This is a genomic window from Streptomyces tendae, from assembly GCF_008632955.1.
GTDB lineage: Bacteria > Actinomycetota > Actinomycetes > Streptomycetales > Streptomycetaceae > Streptomyces.
The window spans coordinates 5,231,940-5,250,299 of the sequence record NZ_CP043959.1; the positions used below are offsets into that span (position 1 = coordinate 5,231,940).

An 18,360-nucleotide genomic window follows, 5' to 3' on the forward strand; every position below is an offset into this window, starting at 1 on the left:
AGCGGATCGCGGGCCAGGCTCCCGTTCCGGCGCCCCGTGCCGCCGGTGCCGGGAGGCCGTGCCCCTCTCCGTGGTCTCCACTCTCCCGTTCCCGCGGGTCCGGACCCATCCGCCGCCGTACTCATCTCGCCGGCTGGGTACCGGTACTCACCCCTGCGCACCGGGGCCCATCACGGCGTGCGGCCGGACGGTCGTCCGACGGGGGTGCGGGTACTCGGGGACGGGCCCTGAGCAGGGGCGGATAAAGTCCCTGACATGGCACGGATTGCGGTGATCGGCGCCGGGATGGGCGCGCTGGCGGCCGCCGCCCGGCTGGCCGTCGCGGGCCACCGGGTGGCGGTGTACGAGCGGACGGAGACGTACGGCGGTGCGCTGCGCCGCCGGGAGCGGGACGGGTTCGCCTTCGACACCGGGCCGGGGCTGCTGCCGCTGCCCGCCGTCTACCGCGACCTGTTCGTGAAGACCGGCCGGGAGCCGCTGGAGGAGTGCGTCGAGCTGGTCCAGGCCGACCCGTCGTCGCACCACGTCTTCGCGGACGGCACGCGGGTGTCCCTGCCGAACGCCTCCCGCGCGGGGGTGGTCTCCGCGCTGGAGGAGGCCCTCGGCGCGGACGCGGCGCGGCGCTGGGGCGACTTCCTGGTGCGGGCCCGCGAGGCCTGGGACCGGGCGCGCCGCCCGCTGCTGGAGGAGCCCCTGTGGCCCAACTGGGAGGTGCTGGCAGGGCGTGAGCCCTACCCGGCGGTCCCGCACCGCCGGCTGCTGCGCACGCGCCGGGCGGCCACGCTGGCCGAGGTCGGCGACCGGGAGCTGCGCGACCCGCGACTGCGGGCCCTGCTGGAGAGCCACGCCCTGGCGTTCGGGCTGGACCCCCGGCACACCCCGGCGAGCGCGGCGGTGCTGCCGTACATGGAACACGCCTTCGGCACCTGGTACGTGCGCGGCGGCCTGCGGGAGCTGGCGCGGGCGGTGTACGAGCGGTGCGTGGCCCGCCGGGTGGAGTTCCACTTCGGCGCGGAGGTGACCGGGGTGCGGGAGAAGGACGGGCGGGCCGCGGGCGTGGAACTCGCCGACGGCACCGTGGTGGAGGCGGACCTGGTGGTGGCGGGCGTCGACCCCGGGGTGCTGGAGCGGCTGTGCGGCACCCGGCTGCGCGGGGAGGGCGACGTGCCCGCCCGGCGGGGCGGGGCGAGCCGGGTGACGGTGCTGATGGCACTGCGCGGCGGGCGTCCGGCGGGAACCCCGCACCGCACGGTCGTGCACACCCGGGACCGCGCGGCGGAGCTGGAGGCGCTGTCCGGTGCGGCCGGCCTGCCCGCAGAGCCCACGGTGGCGGTGCTGCGGCCGGACGACCCGGCGCTGGTCCCGGACGCCGGCCACGAGGCGGTGACGGTGACGGCGGCGGTGCCCGCCGGGACGGCCGGCGCCGAGGAGTGCACGGAGCGGATGGTCGCGGCGGCCGGGCGCGCGGTGCCGGACCTGCGGGACCGCCTGCTGTGGCACGAGGTGCGCACGCCCGCCGACGTCGCCCGGGAGACGGGCGCGGAGGGCGGCGCGGTGCCGGTGCCGGCGCTCGCCGCGGCCGACGGCCGTTTCCTGCACGCCGCCAACAGCACACGCCTGCCTGGACTGTTCACGGTGGGTGGCTGGTCGCACCCCGGCGGTGGACTGCCGCACGCCGGGATGTCGGGGGCCCTGGTGGCCGGACTCGTCGTGGAGGGGCCGGAGTTCCGCGGTTCGCAGTGAACCGGGGCCCGCACGCGCGGGGTTCGGGTGGCCGACGGTCCCCCCGAACAGGGCCGGCGGTGAAGCCGGCCGCTCAGTAGCGGTACTGCTCGTCGTACCCGTTGCCCTGGGTGCTCTGCGCCTGTCCGTCGCCCTGGTACGGATACTGCTGCTGCTCCGGCGGGAGTTCACCGCCGTAGGGGTCGTCGGTGCTGCGCTGCTGCGGCACCCACAGGCCGCCCGCCGGGGTCTCTCCGCCGTAACCGGCCGCCGCGTACGGGTCCTGGGCCGCGTAGCCCTGCTGGGCGTACTGCTGCGGGTCCGTGTAACCGGTGTCGTACGTGCCCCCGCCGTACGTGGTGTTGCCGATGTACGGATCCGAGTACGCCGCGTACTGCTGGCCCGTGGTGTCGTAACCCTGCTGCTGGCCGTAACCGGAGTAGTCGTAGGCGTAGTTCTGGTCGGTGCCCTGGGCGGTCGCCGCGTACTGGTCCTGCGTCGCGTAGCCCTGGTCGCCGTAGACGCCGTAGGAACCGGTGTCGTCGGGCATCGGCTGCGGCTCGTAGACCGCGGTGGTCTCGGCGGCCTGCTGACGGTCCGCCGCCGGCGTGAAGACGTCGTCGCGCTCGTAGTCGTCGTCGGCGCCGTAACCGGCGGGCTCAGGGCGGGAGTCGAACGCGTCGACGTGACCGCCGGACGTGTCCGGGTCGCCTGCCTCCGGGCCCGGTTCGTCGTCACGGCCGCGACCGCGGCCCCGGCCGCCCTTGGCGGCGGACAGCATCGGCGCGTTGACCGCCCAGCCGGACTGGAAGCCGCGGCGGAACGACAGCGTGACGTAGGTCTGCCCGACGGCGAAGGCCGCGGCGCCCAGTCCGATGACGACGACCGACGGGATGAGCACGCCGAACACGACGCCGAGGAACCCGGCGAAGGCGAGCAGCCTCCAGCGCAGGCGCGCCTTGTACTGCAGCAGCACCTCACCCAGCAACCACAGCGCGACGATGCCGAACGCGATGTAGAGGACCGTCCAGCCCATGTACGCCCCTCTCCCAGTGGTCGTTACGCAGTGTGTCGTATGTGCGTGCGACCGGTCTAGGCCTGCGGGGGGTGGTGCAGGCCCAGGTTCTCGTAGATTTCCAGCGTCGCCGTGGAGTTGTTGAGCGTGATGAAGTGCAGACCGGGCACTCCCTCGGCCAGCAGCCGCGCGCAGAACTCCGTGGCGAAGTCGATACCGATGGAGCGTACCGCCGCCGGATCGTCCTTCGCTGTGAGGATCCGCTCTTTGAGGGCGTCGGGGAACGCCGCGTTACTGAGCTGTGGCAACCGTTCCAGCATCTTCACACTGGTCACGGGCATGACCTCGGGGATCACGGGGGTCTCGCAGCCCGCCGCGTCGACTCGGTCACGCAGCCGCAGGTACGACTCGGGCTGGAAGAACATCTGGGTGATCGCGTAGTCGGCGCCGGCCCGGCACTTGTCGACGAAGTGGGCGACGTCGGTGTCCCAGTCGGCCGACCGCGGGTGCATCTCGGGGAAGGCGGCGACGCCCACGCAGAAGTCGCCCGACTCCTTGATGAGCTCGACCAGTTCGGCCGCGTAGGTGAGGCCCTCGGGGTGCGGCACCCAGTCGGCCATCGGGTCGCCGGGCGGGTCGCCGCGCACGGCGAGCATGTTGCGGATCCCCGCGTCGGCGTACTGGCCGATGATGTTGCGCAGCTGGGCGACGGAGTGGTCCACCGCGGTGAGGTGCGCGACCGGGGTGAGGGTGGTGTCGGCGGCGATCTGCTCGGTCGCCTTCACCGTGCCGGCGCGGGTGGAGCCGCCGGCACCGTAGGTGACGGAGACGAAGCTGGGCGCGACGGCCTCGACCCTGCGCAGCGCGTTCCACAGGTTGCGCTCGCCCTTCTCGGTCTTGGGGGCCCAGAACTCGAACGAGTACGTCGTCTTCCCGGCGGCGAGCATGTCGCGCACGGTGCGTGCGCGGTCCGTCCTGGTGGATGCGGTTCCGAGGGCCATACCGGCAGGTTAGCCACGGTGCGACGGTCCCCCAACCAGAAGCGGGATATTTGTCTGATTTGCCGACTTGCTGTCCACACTGTGGACAAACTTGAGACGCCGTGGGCTTCCGCGCCGGGCGGCCGGGGGTCAGCCCGCGTCCGCGGCCTCCCGCACCCGGCGGGCCAGTGCGGAGGCGGCCGCACCCGGGTCGTCGGCCTCGGTGAGGGCGCGGACCACGACCACCCTGCGGGCACCGGCGTCCAGCACCTGGTCGAGGTTGGCCAGGTCGATCCCGCCGATGGCGAACCAGGGGCGGTCGGTGCCGAGCCCTGCGGCGTGGCGGACCAGGTCCAGGCCGGGGGCGTGGCGGCCGGGCTTGGTGGGGGTGGGCCAGCAGGGGCCGGTGCAGAAGTAGTCCACGCCGGGCTGGACGGCGGCCGCGGCGGCCTCGGACCCGGCGTGGGTGGAGCGGCCGATCAGGACGTCGCCGCCGAGGATCGCGCGGGCGGCGGGGACGGGCAGGTCGCCCTGGCCGAGGTGGAGCACGTCGGCGCGGGCGGCGTGGGCCACGTCGGCGCGGTCGTTGACCGCGAGGAGCTTGCCGTGCCGGGCACAGGCGTCGGCGACGACCGCCAGGTGCTCCAGCTCCTCGGCGGCCTCCATGCCCTTGTCCCTCAGCTGCACGATGTCGACGCCGCCGGCGAGCACGGCGTCCAGGAACTCCGGGAGGTCCCCCGGCGCTTACGGGCGTCGGTGCACAGGTAGACGCGGGCATCGGCCAGCCGGGTGCGCACGGTGTCGGTCATGGGGTCCCCCCGAAACGGTCTCGACGGCACGGGCCCGTCGGACCCGCGCATACCGGCAGCCCCGGCCCACCACGGCCGGCCCCTGCCGCCGGAACCCTATGCGGTACCTCCGCCGTCGGTCGCAAAGGGCGCACTGACGACCGCCCCCTCGGGGGCGCGGGGAACCGCGCGACCGGCCCCGACGCACGGCGCACCCCCAACCCCGCAGCGGCACCGCTTCCAGGGGCGCCGGGAACCGCGCCACCCGATCGAACGCCACACCCGCGACCGCGCAGCGACGGCCCCTTCCAGGGCGCGGCGCGGGGACGCGCGACCGGCCACGGGGAACCCGCACGGCCCGGCGCACCACGCGATGACCGCGTCGCCCGGCGCAGCGCACCGCGCCAACGGCGACCCGCCGGCCAGGGCACCGGGCCCCGGCCGGCGGGGGACGCCGGCGGGTGGGCGGGGGTTCAGACTGCGAGGGCCTGCGCCCGGCGCTTCACCTCCGTGCCACGGTTCTCGCTCAGCGCCTGCGCGGGCGTGCCCGGCAGGCTGGGGTCGGGAGTGAAGAGCCACTCCAGCATCTCTTCGACCGTGAAGCCGTCGTCCCGCAGGAGCGTCAGGGTCCCGGTCAGGCCCTTGACGATCTTGTCCCCGTCGATGAAGTCGGCGGGGACGTGCAGCGCGCGGTTCTCACCCCGGCGTACGGCGATGAGCTGGCCGTCCTTGACCAGCTGCCGGACGCGCGTCACCTCGACGCCGAACTGTTCGGCGATGTCGGGAAGGGTGAGCCAGGCGGGGACGAGAGCATCGATCTTTGCGTCAATCTCGGTCACGGGACAAGCCTGCCACCTGCCACCGACAGTCGGAAGCCGACCCCGTCCGGCCGGGCGGGCGCGTCGCGCGAGGACGCGCGCCCGGGGTCACGCCGCCGCCGACTTCAGCGGCCGCGCCGGGTCCGCCACCCGCTCGGGGTCCATCGCGGCGCCCGCCTCGATCAGCCGGCGTCCCTGCGCCAGGTCCCGGGGCCGTCCCACCGCGAGCAGCGCGACCAGACGGTCCCCACGCAGCCAGCACACGCTCCACGCGGGACCGGCCGGGTCCCCGCGCCACACGGTGCGGTCGGCGTCCGCGTGGTGGCCCGCGTACTGCACGAACCGGCCGAACTGCTCGGACCAGAAGTACGGCACCGGGTCGTACACCTCGCCGCCCCCGCCGACGATGTTCGCGGCGACCGTACGGGGGCCCTGGAGGGCGTTGTCCCAGTGGTGGACCAGCAGGCGCTCGCCGTAGCGGCCGGACGGGAAGGACGCGCAGTCGCCGACGGCGTACACGTCGGGCAGGGAGGTCGCCAGGTGCTCGTCGGCGACGACCTCACCGTGCGTGCCGAGGGCGATCCCGGAGCCGGTCAGCCAGGCCGTGGCGGGGCGGGCCCCGATGCCCACGACCACCGCGCCGGCGGGCAGCCGCGTGCCGTCGTCGAGGACCACGGCACCGGACTCGACGGCCCGTACGCGCGCGTGGGTGCGCAGCGTGACCCCGGCCTCCGCGTACCAGGCGGCCATCGGCGCGGCGACCTCGGCGGGCAGCGCCCCGATCAGCGGCCGCTCCTCGGCCTCGACGACGGTGACCGCGCAGCCGGCCTCGCGGGCCGCCGTGGCGAACTCCGCGCCGATCCAGCCGGCGCCGACCACCACGACGTCGTGCTGCGCCGCGAGCACCGGCCGCAGCCGTGCCGCGTCGTCCAGGGTGCGCAGCAGATGCACGCCGGGGACGCCCTCGGTGCCGGGCAGCCGGAGCGGTTCCGCGCCGGTGGCGAGCACCAGCACGTCGTAGGGGACGGGCCCGGCCTCGGTGTCCAGTTCGTGGTCGCCGGGGCGCAGGCCCAGCACCTCGCAGCCCAGCCGCAGCACGATGCCGAGCTCCTCGAAGTCCACGTCGAACGCGGAGCTCTCGGCCGTGCCCAGCAGCACCGCCTTCGACAACGGCGGCCGGTCGTACGGCTGGTGGGGCTCGGCCCCGATCAACGTCACCTCGCCGTCGAATCCCTGTTCCCGCAGCGCGGCCGCGGTCTGCACGCCCGCCATGCCCGCGCCCGCCACCACGACCCGCCGCGGCGCGGCCCCTCCCGGTTCCTGCGTCTGCTCGCTCACCCGCTCACCATAGACACCCGGGCCCGCCGCGCCGGACCCTCGCCGCCGCCGCACCGGACCGCCGGCACTCCTCCCCCGCGAGGGGTCCCGCCGCCTCTCGCCCGCGGGGTCCCTTACGGGTGCCGCGCGCAGCGGGCTAGGGTGGCCCGCGTACACGCACTCGCGGGAGTCCGGACGCACCGGGCTGAGAGGGAGGCTGGCGGCCTCCGACCGTACGAACCTGATCCGGGTCATGCCGGCGAAGGGAGGGGCTGGACGCCCATGTCGCCCACGCGTACCGCAGACGTCCTCGTCGTCGGGGGCGGGATCATCGGTCTGGTCACGGCCTGGCGGGCCGCGCAGACCGGGCTCGCCACGGCCGTCGTGGACCCCGAGCCGGGCGGCGGCGCCGCCCGGGTGGCCGCCGGGATGCTGGCCGCCGTCACCGAGCTGCACCACGGCGAGCAGACGCTGCTGGGCCTCAGCCTGGCCTCGGCACGCCGCTACCCGGCCTTCGCCGCCGAGCTGACCGAGTACACCGGCCAGGACCTCGGCTACCGCCGCAGCGGCACCCTCGCCGTGGCGCTGGACGCCGACGACCGCGCGCATCTGCGCGAGCTGCACGCCCTGCACCGGCGCTCCGGCCTGGACTCGCAGTGGCTGTCCGGACGGGAGTGCCGGCGCCTGGAACCGATGCTCGCGCCGGGCGTGCGCGGCGGGCTACGGGTGGACGGCGACCACCAGATCGACCCCAGACGGCTGGCGTCCGCCCTCATGACCGCCTGCGAGCGGGCCGGTGTCACCCTCCACCGCACGTGGGCCGAGCGGCTGGTCGTCGCCGGCGACCGGGCGCGCGGCGTCGTCACCGCGGCCGGTGACGAGCTGGGCGCGGGCCAGGTGGTGCTCGCCGCGGGCAGCTGGAGCGGCAGGCTGGCGGGCGTCCCGGAGGACGTGCTGCCCCCGGTGCGGCCGGTCAAGGGACAGGTGCTGCGGCTGGCGATGCCCGACCGGCCCGAGCCCTTCCTGAGCCGCACGGTGCGGGCCGTGGTGCGCGGCAGCCACGTCTACCTGGTGCCGCGCGAGAACGGCGAGCTGGTGATCGGCGCGACCAGCGAGGAAATGGGCTGGGACACCACCGTCACGGCGGGCGGCGTCTACGAGCTGCTGCGCGACGCCCACGAGCTGGTCCCCGGCATCACCGAGCTGCCGCTGACCGAGACGATCGCCGGTCTGCGCCCGGGCTCCCCCGACAACGCGCCGCTGCTCGGCCCGACGCGGCTCGCGGGACTGTTGCTGGCCACCGGCCACCACCGCAACGGCGTCCTGCTGACGCCCGTCACCGGCGACGCCATGGCACGGGCGCTGACCACCGGCGACCTGCCCCAGGAGGCCCTCCCCTTCACGCCCCGGCGCTTCGGCGCCCCTGTCCTCGCGGAGCAGCCCGTATGAACACCCGGGTCACCACCGTCACCGTCAACGGCGAGCCCCGCCGGTTCCCGCCCGGCACGGCCCTGGACGTCGTCGTCAGGTCGCTCACCGCCGCCCCTTCGGGGGTGGCCGCGGCCCTCAACGAAACCGTCGTCCCGCGCGCCCAGTGGCCCGCCACCCCCCTGACCGAAGGGGACCGGGTGGAGGTCCTCACCGCAGTCCAAGGAGGCTGACCGTGGCCGACGATCCCTTCGTCCTCGGCGGCCGGACCTTGACGTCCCGCCTGATCATGGGGACCGGCGGGGCGCCGAGCCTCGACGTGCTGGAGCGGGCGCTGGTGGCGTCCGGGACGGAGCTGACGACCGTCGCCATGCGGCGGGTGGACCCCTCGGTGCACGGGTCCGTGCTGTCGGTGCTGCGGAAGCTGGGCATCGGGGTGCTGCCGAACACCGCCGGGTGCTTCACCGCCGGGGAGGCCGTGCTCACCGCGCGGCTGGCCCGGGAGGCGCTCGGCACCGATCTGGTGAAGCTGGAGGTCATCGCCGACGAGCGCACCCTGCTGCCGGACCCGGTCGAGCTGCTGGACGCGGCGGAGACGCTGGTCGACGACGGGTTCACGGTCCTGCCGTACACCAACGACGACCCGGTGCTGGCCCGGAAGCTGGAGGACGTGGGCTGTGCGGCGGTGATGCCGCTGGGCTCGCCGATCGGGTCGGGTCTGGGCATCCGCAACCCGCACAACTTCGAGCTGATCGTGGAGCGGGCCGGGGTGCCGGTGATCCTGGACGCCGGGGCGGGCACCGCCTCCGACGTGGCGCTGGCGATGGAGCTGGGCTGCGCGGGCGTGATGCTGGCGTCCGCCGTCACCCGCGCCCAGGAGCCGGTGCTGATGGCCTCCGCGATGCGGGGCGCGGTGGAGGCGGGACGGCTCGCGCGGCGGGCGGGACGCATCCCCCGGCGGCACTTCGCGCAGGCCTCCTCCCCCGTCGGGGGCCGGGCCGCGCTGGACCCGGAGCGGCCCGCCTTCTGACCCCCGTGTCCCGGCCGTGTTCGGACGCGGTCGGGTAACACAGGTCACAGGTCCGCTCCAACGGCGGTTGATCGGGCCGGGACTGTCCTCGCGGACTCGTAGACTCGCTGCGTGGACACGACCCTTCAGGACCCGCTGGTCGGGCAGGTGCTCGACGGCCGCTACCGCGTCGACGCGCGGATCGCCGTCGGCGGGATGGCCACGGTCTACCGGGCCCTGGACACCCGTCTCGACCGCGTCCTCGCGCTCAAGGTGATGCACCCCTCGCTCGCCTCCGACGCCTCCTTCGTGGAGCGCTTCATCCGCGAGGCCAAGTCCGTCGCCCGGCTGGCCCACCCCAACGTCGTCCAGGTCTTCGACCAGGGCGCCGACGGGGCGTACGTCTACCTGGCGATGGAGTACATCGCGGGCTGCACCCTGCGCGACGTGCTGCGGGAGCGCGGGGCGCTCCAGGCGCGGGCCGCGCTGGACATCCTGGAGCCGGTGCTGGCCGCGCTGGGCGCCGCCCACCGGGCCGGGTTCGTGCACCGCGACATGAAGCCGGAGAACGTGCTGATCGGGGACGACGGCCGGGTCAAGGTCGCCGACTTCGGGCTGGTCCGCTCGGTGGACACGGTGACCAACAGCACGGGCACCGTGCTCGGTACGGTGTCGTACCTCGCGCCGGAGCAGATAGAGCACGGCACCGCCGACCCCCGCGTCGACGTGTACGCCTGCGGCATCCTGCTGTACGAGATGCTGACCGGTGAGAAGCCGCACGACGGCGACTCCCCCGCGATCGTCCTCTACAAGCACCTGCACGACGACGTGCCGCCGCCCTCGGCGGCCGTGCCCGGTCTGGCCCCCGCGCTGGACCAGCTGGTCGCGGCGGCGACCGCGCGTGACCCCGGGGCCCGCCCGGCCGACGCGGTGGCGCTGTTCGCCCGGACCCGTGAGACGCGCGGCCGGCTCAGCGACGAGCAGCTCGACGCGATGCCCCCGCAGGCGCTCACCTCCGAGCACGACAACGCCGACGACCGCACCAGCGTCATCCCCCGCGCGCTCACCGTGCCGCGCCCCCTCCCGGTGAACGAGGACGACGGCACGGATGCGGTGAACCGGACCAGCCGTTTCCGCTCCCCGCCGCCGCTGCCGCCCCGCCGCCGTACGGCGCTGCGGCGCGGACCCGCGGCGATCGTGGTGGCCGTGCTGCTGGTGCTGGGCCTCGGCGCGGGCGTCTGGTACATCAACTCCGGGCAGTTCACCAAGGTCCCGCCGCTGCTGTCGAAGACCGAGCAGGAGGCCCGGGACCGGCTCGCCGAGGCCGGCCTCGACGTCGGTGAGGTCAAGGAGCAGTACAGCGACTCCGTCGAGCGGGGCAAGGTGATCGGCACCGACCCGGCGGCGGGCGCCCGCGTCCGCGGCAGCGCCTCGGTGTCGCTGACGCTGTCCAAGGGGCCGCAGACCGTGCGGGTGCCCGACCTGGACGGCTATCCGCTGGACAAGGCGCGCTCGCTGCTGGAGGACGAGGGCCTGGAGCCGGGCATGGTCACCCGCGAGTTCAGCGACTCCGTGCCCAAGGACGCGGTGGTCTCCACCGAGCCGGGCAAGGGCACGAAGGTCCGCGCGGGCTCGGCGGTGAAGCTGACCGTGAGCAAGGGCAGCCCCGTGGACCTGCCCGACGTGACCGGTGACGACCCCGAGGACGCGCGCGCCGAGCTGGAGGAGGCCGGACTGAAGGTGGAGATCGCCTCCGAGCGGGTCACCTCGGAGCACGACGCGGGCACGGTGGCCCGGCAGACCCCGGGGGCCGGCGGGCAGGCCGCGGAGGGCGACACCGTCACCCTCACGCTGTCCAAGGGGCCGGAGATGGTCGAGGTGCCGGACGTCGTCGGCGACAGCGTGGACGAGGCCCGGGAGAAGCTGGAGGGCGCCGGGTTCGGGGTGAAGGAGGACCGCGGCCTGCTGGGCCTGTTCGGCGACACCGTCAAGGACCAGTCGGTGGACGGCGGCGAGACCGCCCCCAAGGGCTCGACGATCACCCTCCGGATCAGGTGACGGAGGGGGCCGTCCGGGTGACGCGCGCGTCCGTGCCACCCTTGACGGGTGAAGAGTCACCCGTCCGGCCCCGCCCGCAACCCGATCGGCAGTCATGTCCCCGTGGCCGGCGGTCTGCATTCCGTCGGTCTGTCCTACGCCCGTGACCTGGGGGCGGAGACCGTGCAGGTCTTCGTCGCCAACCCGCGCGGCTGGGCCACACCGGCCGGCAACCCCGTGCAGGACGAGGCGTTCCGCGCGGCCTGCGCCGAGGCCTCGATGCCGGCGTACGTGCACGCCCCGTACCTGATCAACTTCGGGTCCCACACCCCGGCGACCGTCGAGCGGTCCGTGGAGTCGCTGCGGCACTCGCTGCGGCGCGGCCGGGCGATCGGCGCGCTCGGCGTGGTGGTGCACACCGGCAGCGCGACCGGCGGACGGGAGCGGGCGGTGGCGCTGGCGCAGGTGCGGGAGCACATGCTGCCGCTGCTGGACGAGCTGACGCACGACGACGACCCGTTCCTGCTGCTGGAGCCGACCGCCGGCCAGGGCGCCTCGCTGTGCTCCCTGGTGGAGGACCTGGGCCCGTACTTCGCGGCGCTGGACGCCCACCCGAGGCTCGGCGTGTGCCTGGACACGTGCCACGTCTTCGCGGCCGGGCACGACCTGACCGGGCCGGACGGCGCGCACCGGACGCTGGACGAGCTGGTGGCGACCGTCGGCGAGGGGCGGCTGAGGCTGATCCACGCCAACGACTCGATGGACGTGGCCGGCGCGCACAAGGACCGGCACGCCGGCATCGGCGCCGGGCACATCGGCGAGGACCCGTTCGCGGCGCTGATGACACACCCGGCGACGGCGGGCGTGCCCCTGGTCATCGAGACACCCGGCGGCAAGGAGGGGCACGCGGCGGACGTGGAGCGGCTGAAGAAGCTCCGCGACGGCTGAGCCGTACGCGCGACCGTCGTGCGGGCGGCCATGGCACGCGCGACCGTCGTACGCGCGGCCGTCGCACCAGCGGCCGTCGCGCCGAGGTCAGAGCTCGGGGCCGTCCCCGGGCTCCTCCTGGTAGGAGTAGCGCTGTTCCTTCCAGGGGTCGCCGAGGTTGTGGTAGCCGCGCTCCTCCCAGAAGCCACGGCGGTCGGCGGTCATGTACTCCACGCCGCGAACCCACTTGGGGCCCTTCCAGGCGTACAGGTGCGGCACGATCAGGCGCAGCGGGAAGCCGTGCTCGGCGGTGAGCAGTTCGCCGTCCTTGTGGGTGGCGAACAGGGAGCGGTCGGACGTGAAGTCCGCGAGCCGGAGGTTGGAGCTGAATCCGTACTCCGCCCACACCATCACATGGGTGACGTCGGGGGCGGGCGGGGCGATCTCCACGACGGTGCGGGCGGGGATCCCGCCCCATTCCGCGCCGACCATGCTGAACTTGGTGACGCAGTGCAGATCGGCCTCGACGGTGGTGTACGGCAGCGCCGTGAACTCCTCGTGGGTCCAGCAGCGCTTCCCGCCGTCGGCCGTGGCGCCGAAGACGCGGAACTCCCAGCGCTCCGGGCGGAACTTGGGGACCGGCCCGTAGTGGGTGACCGGCCAGCCCTTCTGCAGCCGCTGCCCCGGCGGGAGCTGGAGATCCACCGCTCCTCGTGTCGCGCGCTCCCCCGATTCGCGTTCCGCCGGCTGACCCATGTCTCCATCCTGACAGACCGGTGGCCATGCTCCTGAACCGGGCCCCGCAGATTCGGTCAATCAACCTCAAAATGGACCAAGTATGGGTTTACTTACTAAGTCCATACTTACTGGACGATCTTCCGCGGCGGTGTAATCATGCGCGCGACCCGCTCATTTCCCCCCACGCGGAAGGAGCCCGTGCCATGCAGGGCGATCCCGAGGTCATCGAGTTCCTCAACGAGCAGCTGACCGCCGAGCTGACGGCGATCAACCAGTACTTCCTGCACTCCAAGCTCCAGGACCACAAGGGCTGGCACAAGCTCGCCGAGTACACCCGCGCCGAGTCCTTCGACGAGATGCGCCACGCCGAGCTGCTCACGGACCGCATCCTGCTGCTCGACGGCCTGCCCAACTACCAGCGGCTGTTCCACGTCCGCGTCGGGCAGACCGTCACCGAGATGTTCCAGGCCGACCGGGAGGTCGAGCTGGAGGCGATCGACCGGCTCCGCCGGGGGGTGGAGGTCATGCGCAACAAGAACGACATCACCTCCGCCAACATCTTCGAGGCGATCCTGGCCGACGAGGAGCACCACGTCGACTACCTGGACACCCAGCTGGAGCTGATCGACAAACTGGGTGAGGCGCTGTACCTGTCGACGGTCATCGAGCAGTCCCAGCCGGACCCCTCGGGCCCCGGGACGCACGGCTTCAAGACGCCCTGAACGACGGCGGGGACCGCCTACGCGGCTTCCTTGACCTCCGCCACGAGCGGCTGCTCGCCCTGGTCGATGAGCTGCCGCCGGGGGCAGGCGCCACGGCCCAGCAGCGCCTGGATGCGCCGGACGCAGCCGCCGCAGTCGGTGCCGGCCTTGCAGGCGGAGGCGATCTGCCGGGGTGTGCAGGCACCGGCTTCCGCGTGGCTCTTCACCTGTTCCTCGGTCACGCCGAAGCAGCTGCAGACGAACACGCGGGTCACCTCCCGGCGGAGTACAGGGTCGTGCCGTACCGACCCTCCGTCGGTGAGGCAAACCTAACCTTACCTGCGCCCTCGAAGGGCACGAAAGAGGGGTGGGGCGTGATCCGGTGTGAAACACGCCCCACCCCTGACGGCCGGCGACCGGCCGTGCCGGTCACTGGTCCCGGTACATCTCCGCGACCAGGAAGGCCAGGTCGAGCGACTGGCTGCGGTTCAGCCGCGGGTCGCACGCCGTCTCGTAGCGCTGGTGCAGGTCGTCGACGAAGATCTCGTCGCCGCCGCCCACGCACTCGGTGACGTCGTCACCCGTGAGCTCCACGTGGATGCCACCCGGATGGGTGCCGAGCTCCTTGTGGACCTCGAAGAAGCCCTTCACCTCGTCCAGCACGTCGTCGAAGCGGCGGGTCTTGTGCCCGGAGGCCGCCTCGAAGGTGTTGCCGTGCATCGGGTCGGTCACCCACGCCACGGTCGCGCCGGACGCCGTCACCTTCTCGACCAGCTCGGGGAGGTTGTCGCGGATCTTGTCCGCGCCCATCCGGACGATGAACGTCAGCCGGCCGGGCTCCCGCTCCGGGTCGAGGCGGTCGATGTAGCGCAGCGCCTCCTCGGCCGTCGTGCTCGGACCGAGCTTGATGCCGATGGGGTTGCGGATCCGCGAGGCGAACTCGATGTGCGCATGGTCCAGCTGCCGGGTGCGCTCACCGATCCACACCATGTGCGCGGACACGTCGTACAGCTGTCCCGTGCGGGAGTCGACCCGGGTGAGGGCCGACTCGTAGTCGAGCAGCAGCGCCTCGTGCGAGGAGAAGAACTCGACGGTCTTGAACTCCTCCGGCTCCGCGCCGCACGCCTGCATGAAGTTCAGCGCCTGGTCGATCTCCCGGGCCAGCTGCTCGTAGCGCTGGCCGGACGGGGACGACTTCACGAAGTCCTGGTTCCAGGCGTGCACCTGGCGCAGGTCGGCGTAACCGCCGGTGGTGAAGGCGCGCACCAGGTTCAGCGTGGAGGCCGACGCGTTGTACATCCGCTTCAGCCGCTCGGGGTCCGGGACCCGGGCCTCCTCGGTGAAGTCGAAGCCGTTCACCGAGTCGCCGCGGTACGTCGGCAGCGTCACGCCGTCACGCGTCTCGGTCGGCTTGGAGCGCGGCTTGGAGTACTGGCCGGCGATCCGGCCGACCTTCACCACGGGCACCGAGGCCGCGTAGGTGAGGACGGCGCCCATCTGGAGGAGCGTCTTGAGCTTGTTGCGGATGTGGTCGGCGGACACGGCGTCGAAGGCCTCGGCGCAGTCGCCGCCCTGGAGGAGGAACGCCTCTCCCTTGGCGACGGAGGCCATCCGGGCGCGCAGCTGGTCGCACTCGCCCGCGAAGACGAGCGGCGGATACGACTCGAGGTCCGCGATGACTGCGCGCAGAGCCTCGGGGTCGGGGTACTCGGGCTGCTGCGCCGCGGGCAGATCTCGCCAGGTGTTGCCAGCGCTCGCGCTGGTCTTAGCGTTCACGGTCACGGAACCCACATTACGGGGTCGGAACGGTCGTCCATCCCGACGCCCAACAAATGAGACAGGGTCCGCACCGACGCGCGATGCGCTAAGGTCGGGCCCATGTTCGCGCACTCGACCCGCACCTGGTGGTGGACCGCTCATCCGGCGGCCCACTGACTGCGCGTACGCACCGACTTCGCGAAGGCCGCCCGAGGGGCGGCCTTCGGTGGTTTCCGGGGTCGTTCCTCACCGCTCACGACAGCGACGAAACGAGGAACGCCCCATGGACCTGCTGGCACGGCTCCCCCACGACGACCGCCCCTTCGCCCTGCTGCGCCGCCGCACCCCCGGCCACGACCACGACGTGGTGGAGCTGCTGACCGGCCCGGTCACCGCCCACGACCGGCTGGCCGACCTGCCCGACGAGGGACTGGCGCTGGTCCCCTTCCGGCAGATCCGCGAGCGCGGCTTCGACGTCCGCGACGACGGCACCCCACTGCTGGTGCTGACCCCCGAGGAGCGCCACGAGATCCCGCTCGCCGAGGCGCTCCGGGCGCTCCCCGCACACGACGTGCGCGTCGAGGGCGGCGGCTTCGACGTCGGTGACGAGGAGTACGCGCGGATCGTCGGACGGGTCCTCGACGAGGAGATCGGGCGGGGCGAGGGCGCCAACTTCGTGATCCGCAGAACGTACGAGGGCGGGATCCCCGGGTTCGGGCGGGCCGACGCGCTCGCACTGTTCCGGCGGCTGCTGGAGGGCGAGCGGGGCGCGTACTGGACGTTCGTCGTGCACACCGGTGACCGCACCCTGGTCGGGGCCAGCCCCGAGGTGCACGTACGGGCGTCGGGCGGGACGGTCGTGATGAACCCCATCAGCGGCACCTACCGCTACCCCGCCGAGGGTCCCACCCCCGAGCACCTGCTCCGCTTCCTCGCCGACGGCAAGGAGATCGAGGAGCTGTCGATGGTCGTCGACGAGGAGCTCAAGATGATGTGCACCGTCGGCGACATGGGCGGCGTGGTCGTCGGACCCCGGCTGAAGGAGATGGCGCACCTCGCGCACACCGAGTACGAGCTGCGCGGCCGGTCCTCCATGGACGTGCGCGACGTGCTGCGGGAGACCATGTTCGCGGCGACCGTGACCGGCTCGCCGGTGCAGAACGCCTGCCGGGCCATCGAACGGCACGAGGCCGGCGGACGCGGCTACTACGCGGGGGCGCTGGCCCTGATCGGCCGGGACGAGGGCGGGGCCCAGACGCTGGACTCCCCCATCCTGATCCGCACCGCCGACATCGACGCCGCCGGACGGCTGCGGGTGCCGGTCGGTGCCACGCTGGTGCGCGGCTCGGACCCGGCGGGCGAGGTGGCGGAGACCCACGCCAAGGCGGCCGGGGTGCTGGCCGCGCTGGGTGTGCGCCCGGGACGGCCGCGCGTGGAGGCGGTGCGGCCGAAGCTCGCGGAGGACCCGCGGGTGCGGGCCGCGCTGGACGGGCGCCGGGCCTCGCTCGCGCCGTTCTGGCTGCGGATGCAGGAGCGGTCCGATGCGCTGACCGGACACGCGCTGGTCGTCGACGCGGAGGACACCTTCACCGCGATGCTCGCCCATGTGCTGCGGGCGGCCGGTCTTGAGGTCACCGTGCGCCGCTACGACGAGCCCGGGCTGCGGGACGCGGTGCTCGCGCACGAGGGCCCGCTGGTGCTGGGGCCCGGCCCGGGCGACCCCACCGACACGGCCGACCCGAAGATGCGGTTCCTGCGCGCGCTGACCGCCGAGGTCGTCGCGGGCAGCCGGCACGGCGTGCTCGGCGTCTGCCTCGGCCACGAGCTGCTGGCGGCCGAGCTGGGCCTGGACATCGTCCGCAAGAAGGTGCCCTACCAGGGGGCGCAGACGGAGATCGACCTGTTCGGGCGGCCGGAGACGGTCGGCTTCTACAACAGCTTCGTGGCGCACTGCGACGAGGACGCCGCGCGGGAGCTGGCCGCGCACGGCGTCGAGGTGAGCCGCGCGGCGAACGGCGAGGTGCACGCGCTGCGGGGGCCCGGTTTCGCGGGCGTGCAGTTCCACCCCGAGTCGGTGCTCAGTCTGAACGGCGCCGCCGTGGTGCGGGAGCTGATGGGTCAGCTGCGCGGCACCAGCACGTTGCCGGAGCGGCGGCCGGCGGTGTAGTCGAGGACGTTGTCCACCGTCGTGGCGACGATCTGCGTGACGGCGTCCCGCGTGTAGTACGCCTGGTGGGAGGTGACCAGGACGTTCGGGAAGGTGACGAGGCGGGCCAGGGTGTCGTCGTCGACGGCCTCGAGGGACTTGTCGAGGAAGAACAGGCCCGCCTCCGCCTCGTACACGTCAAGGCCCACGCCGGTGAAGCGGCCGGCGCGCAGTTCGTCGACGAGGGCGGCGGTGTCCACGAGGCCGCCGCGGCTGGAGTTCACCAGGATGGAGTCGTCCCGCATGGTCTTCAGGGCGGTCGCGTCGATGAGGTGCCGGGTGCTGGGCAGCAGCGGGACGTGCAGGCTGACCAGGTCGGACTCGGCGAGCAGCTGCTCCTTGGGGACGTACGTCATGCCGAACTCCCGGCAGGCGGGGTTCTCGGCGACGTCCCAGCCGAGCAGCCGCATGCCGAAGCCGTGGGCGATCCGGGCGAACGCCTCGCCGATCTTCCCGGTGCCGAGCACGCCGACGGTGCGGCCGTGCAGGTCGCGGCCCATCAGCCCGTCGAGCCGGAAGTCGAAGTCACGGGTGCGGGTGGAGGCGCGGACGATGCGGCGGTTCACCGCCATGGCGAGGGTCCAGGCGAACTCGGCGACGGAGTACGGCGAGTAGGAGGACACCCGGGCGACGGTCAGGCCGAGGCGTTCCGCGACGTCGAGGTCGACGTTGTTGAAGCCGGTGGAGCGCTGGGCGACCATCCGGGTGCCGCCGGCGGCGAGGCCGGACAGGACGTCGGCACCGAGGTCGCAGTTGACGCTGGTGGAGATGATCTCGTGGCCGGCGGCGATGGGGCGGTGTCCGTGTTGAGGAAGACGTCGAGGGTGCGGGTGGGGTGGTGGTCCGCGAAGGCTTGCTCGATGAGGGGCTTCTCGTCTGCCTGTACGCCGAAGGCGAGGATCTCCACGGGCCCCTC

Annotated in this window: 16 protein-coding genes, 2 pseudogenes and 1 riboswitch; of the genes and pseudogenes, 9 read left to right on the top strand and 9 right to left on the bottom strand. The window is 73.4% G+C overall.

The genetic code is table 11. The annotated features are described in order from the left end of the window. Positions 1–255: 255 nt before the first annotated feature. Positions 256–1,743 (top strand): phytoene desaturase family protein, encoded by a 1,488-nt coding sequence (locus tag F3L20_RS24080; RefSeq protein ID WP_150156127.1) that lies wholly within the window; start codon positions 256–258, stop codon positions 1,741–1,743. Positions 1,744–1,816: 73 nt separating this feature from the next. Here F3L20_RS24080 and F3L20_RS24085 read toward each other — a convergent pair whose 3' ends face one another. From F3L20_RS24085 to F3L20_RS24105, 5 genes and pseudogenes are all read right to left on the bottom strand, one after another. After that, the gene (locus F3L20_RS24085; protein ID WP_150156128.1) at positions 1,817–2,758 is read right to left on the bottom strand and encodes a hypothetical protein; all 942 of its coding nucleotides are present in this window, start codon (positions 2,756–2,758) and stop codon (positions 1,817–1,819) included. A 56-nt stretch (positions 2,759–2,814) separates the two neighbouring features. Beyond that, a complete protein-coding gene (gene metF / locus F3L20_RS24090) occupies positions 2,815–3,738 on the bottom strand; it encodes a methylenetetrahydrofolate reductase [NAD(P)H] (RefSeq protein ID WP_150156129.1) in 924 nt (307 codons plus the stop codon). Positions 3,739–3,867: 129 nt separating this feature from the next. Next, positions 3,868–4,526 (bottom strand): annotated as a pseudogene (gene thiE / locus F3L20_RS24095) (thiamine phosphate synthase). A 452-nt stretch (positions 4,527–4,978) separates the two neighbouring features. Further along, positions 4,979–5,344 carry an Rv2175c family DNA-binding protein gene (locus F3L20_RS24100; RefSeq protein ID WP_145825319.1) on the bottom strand — a complete coding sequence of 122 codons (366 nt, stop codon included), beginning with the start codon at positions 5,342–5,344 and terminating at the stop codon, positions 4,979–4,981. An 87-nt stretch (positions 5,345–5,431) separates the two neighbouring features. Continuing rightward, positions 5,432–6,661 carry an NAD(P)/FAD-dependent oxidoreductase gene (locus tag F3L20_RS24105; protein WP_150156130.1) on the bottom strand — a complete coding sequence of 410 codons (1,230 nt, stop codon included), beginning with the start codon at positions 6,659–6,661 and terminating at the stop codon, positions 5,432–5,434. A 152-nt stretch (positions 6,662–6,813) separates the two neighbouring features. After that, a riboswitch (TPP riboswitch) is annotated at positions 6,814–6,925 on the top strand. Here F3L20_RS24105 and thiO point away from each other — a divergent pair. From thiO to F3L20_RS24130, 5 genes are all read left to right on the top strand, one after another. Continuing rightward, the gene (gene thiO, locus F3L20_RS24110) at positions 6,923–8,089 is read left to right on the top strand and encodes a glycine oxidase ThiO (RefSeq protein ID WP_150156131.1); all 1,167 of its coding nucleotides are present in this window, start codon (positions 6,923–6,925) and stop codon (positions 8,087–8,089) included. It overlaps the preceding riboswitch by 3 nt. Beyond that, positions 8,086–8,301: a sulfur carrier protein ThiS gene (thiS, locus tag F3L20_RS24115; RefSeq protein WP_150156132.1), complete on the top strand. Its 216-nt coding sequence runs from the start codon at positions 8,086–8,088 to the stop codon at positions 8,299–8,301. Before thiO ends, thiS begins: the two co-directional genes overlap by 4 nt. Positions 8,302–8,303: 2 nt before the next feature. Then, complete coding sequence (locus tag F3L20_RS24120; protein WP_145825323.1) at positions 8,304–9,098, top strand: thiazole synthase; 795 nt, start codon at positions 8,304–8,306, stop codon at positions 9,096–9,098. A 111-nt stretch (positions 9,099–9,209) separates the two neighbouring features. Next, positions 9,210–11,135, top strand: coding sequence for a Stk1 family PASTA domain-containing Ser/Thr kinase (gene pknB / locus F3L20_RS24125; protein WP_150156133.1), 1,926 nt, complete (start codon positions 9,210–9,212; stop codon positions 11,133–11,135). Positions 11,136–11,183: 48 nt separating this feature from the next. Continuing rightward, the gene (locus tag F3L20_RS24130) at positions 11,184–12,062 is read left to right on the top strand and encodes a deoxyribonuclease IV (protein ID WP_145825325.1); all 879 of its coding nucleotides are present in this window, start codon (positions 11,184–11,186) and stop codon (positions 12,060–12,062) included. A gap of 87 nt (positions 12,063–12,149) precedes the next feature. On the opposite strand, the gene F3L20_RS24135 is transcribed toward F3L20_RS24130, so the two are convergent. Further along, a complete protein-coding gene (locus tag F3L20_RS24135; RefSeq protein ID WP_150156134.1) occupies positions 12,150–12,797 on the bottom strand; it encodes a sulfite oxidase-like oxidoreductase in 648 nt (215 codons plus the stop codon). Between the two features lie 185 nt (positions 12,798–12,982). On the opposite strand from F3L20_RS24135, the gene bfr reads away from it, so the two are divergent. Further along, entirely contained in the window at positions 12,983–13,501 is a 519-nt protein-coding gene (gene bfr, locus F3L20_RS24140; protein ID WP_145825327.1) for a bacterioferritin, read from the top strand. A 17-nt stretch (positions 13,502–13,518) separates the two neighbouring features. On the opposite strand, the gene F3L20_RS24145 is transcribed toward bfr, so the two are convergent. Both F3L20_RS24145 and F3L20_RS24150 read right to left on the bottom strand, forming a co-directional pair. Further along, positions 13,519–13,746 (bottom strand): (2Fe-2S)-binding protein, encoded by a 228-nt coding sequence (locus tag F3L20_RS24145; protein WP_150156135.1) that lies wholly within the window; start codon positions 13,744–13,746, stop codon positions 13,519–13,521. Between the two features lie 163 nt (positions 13,747–13,909). After that, positions 13,910–15,262 carry a class II 3-deoxy-7-phosphoheptulonate synthase gene (locus F3L20_RS24150; protein ID WP_145825329.1) on the bottom strand — a complete coding sequence of 451 codons (1,353 nt, stop codon included), beginning with the start codon at positions 15,260–15,262 and terminating at the stop codon, positions 13,910–13,912. A 96-nt stretch (positions 15,263–15,358) separates the two neighbouring features. Between F3L20_RS24150 and F3L20_RS35730 the strand changes: the two genes are divergently transcribed. Next, positions 15,359–15,415 carry a trp operon leader peptide gene (locus F3L20_RS35730; protein WP_078493144.1) on the top strand — a complete coding sequence of 19 codons (57 nt, stop codon included), beginning with the start codon at positions 15,359–15,361 and terminating at the stop codon, positions 15,413–15,415. Between the two features lie 106 nt (positions 15,416–15,521). Next, complete coding sequence (locus F3L20_RS24160) at positions 15,522–17,405, top strand: anthranilate synthase family protein (RefSeq protein WP_150156136.1); 1,884 nt, start codon at positions 15,522–15,524, stop codon at positions 17,403–17,405. On the opposite strand, the pseudogene F3L20_RS24165 reads toward F3L20_RS24160, so the two are convergent. After that, positions 17,357–18,351 (bottom strand): annotated as a pseudogene (locus F3L20_RS24165) (2-hydroxyacid dehydrogenase). The gene F3L20_RS24160 and the pseudogene F3L20_RS24165 overlap by 49 nt on opposite strands. Positions 18,352–18,360: the final 9 nt, after the last annotated feature.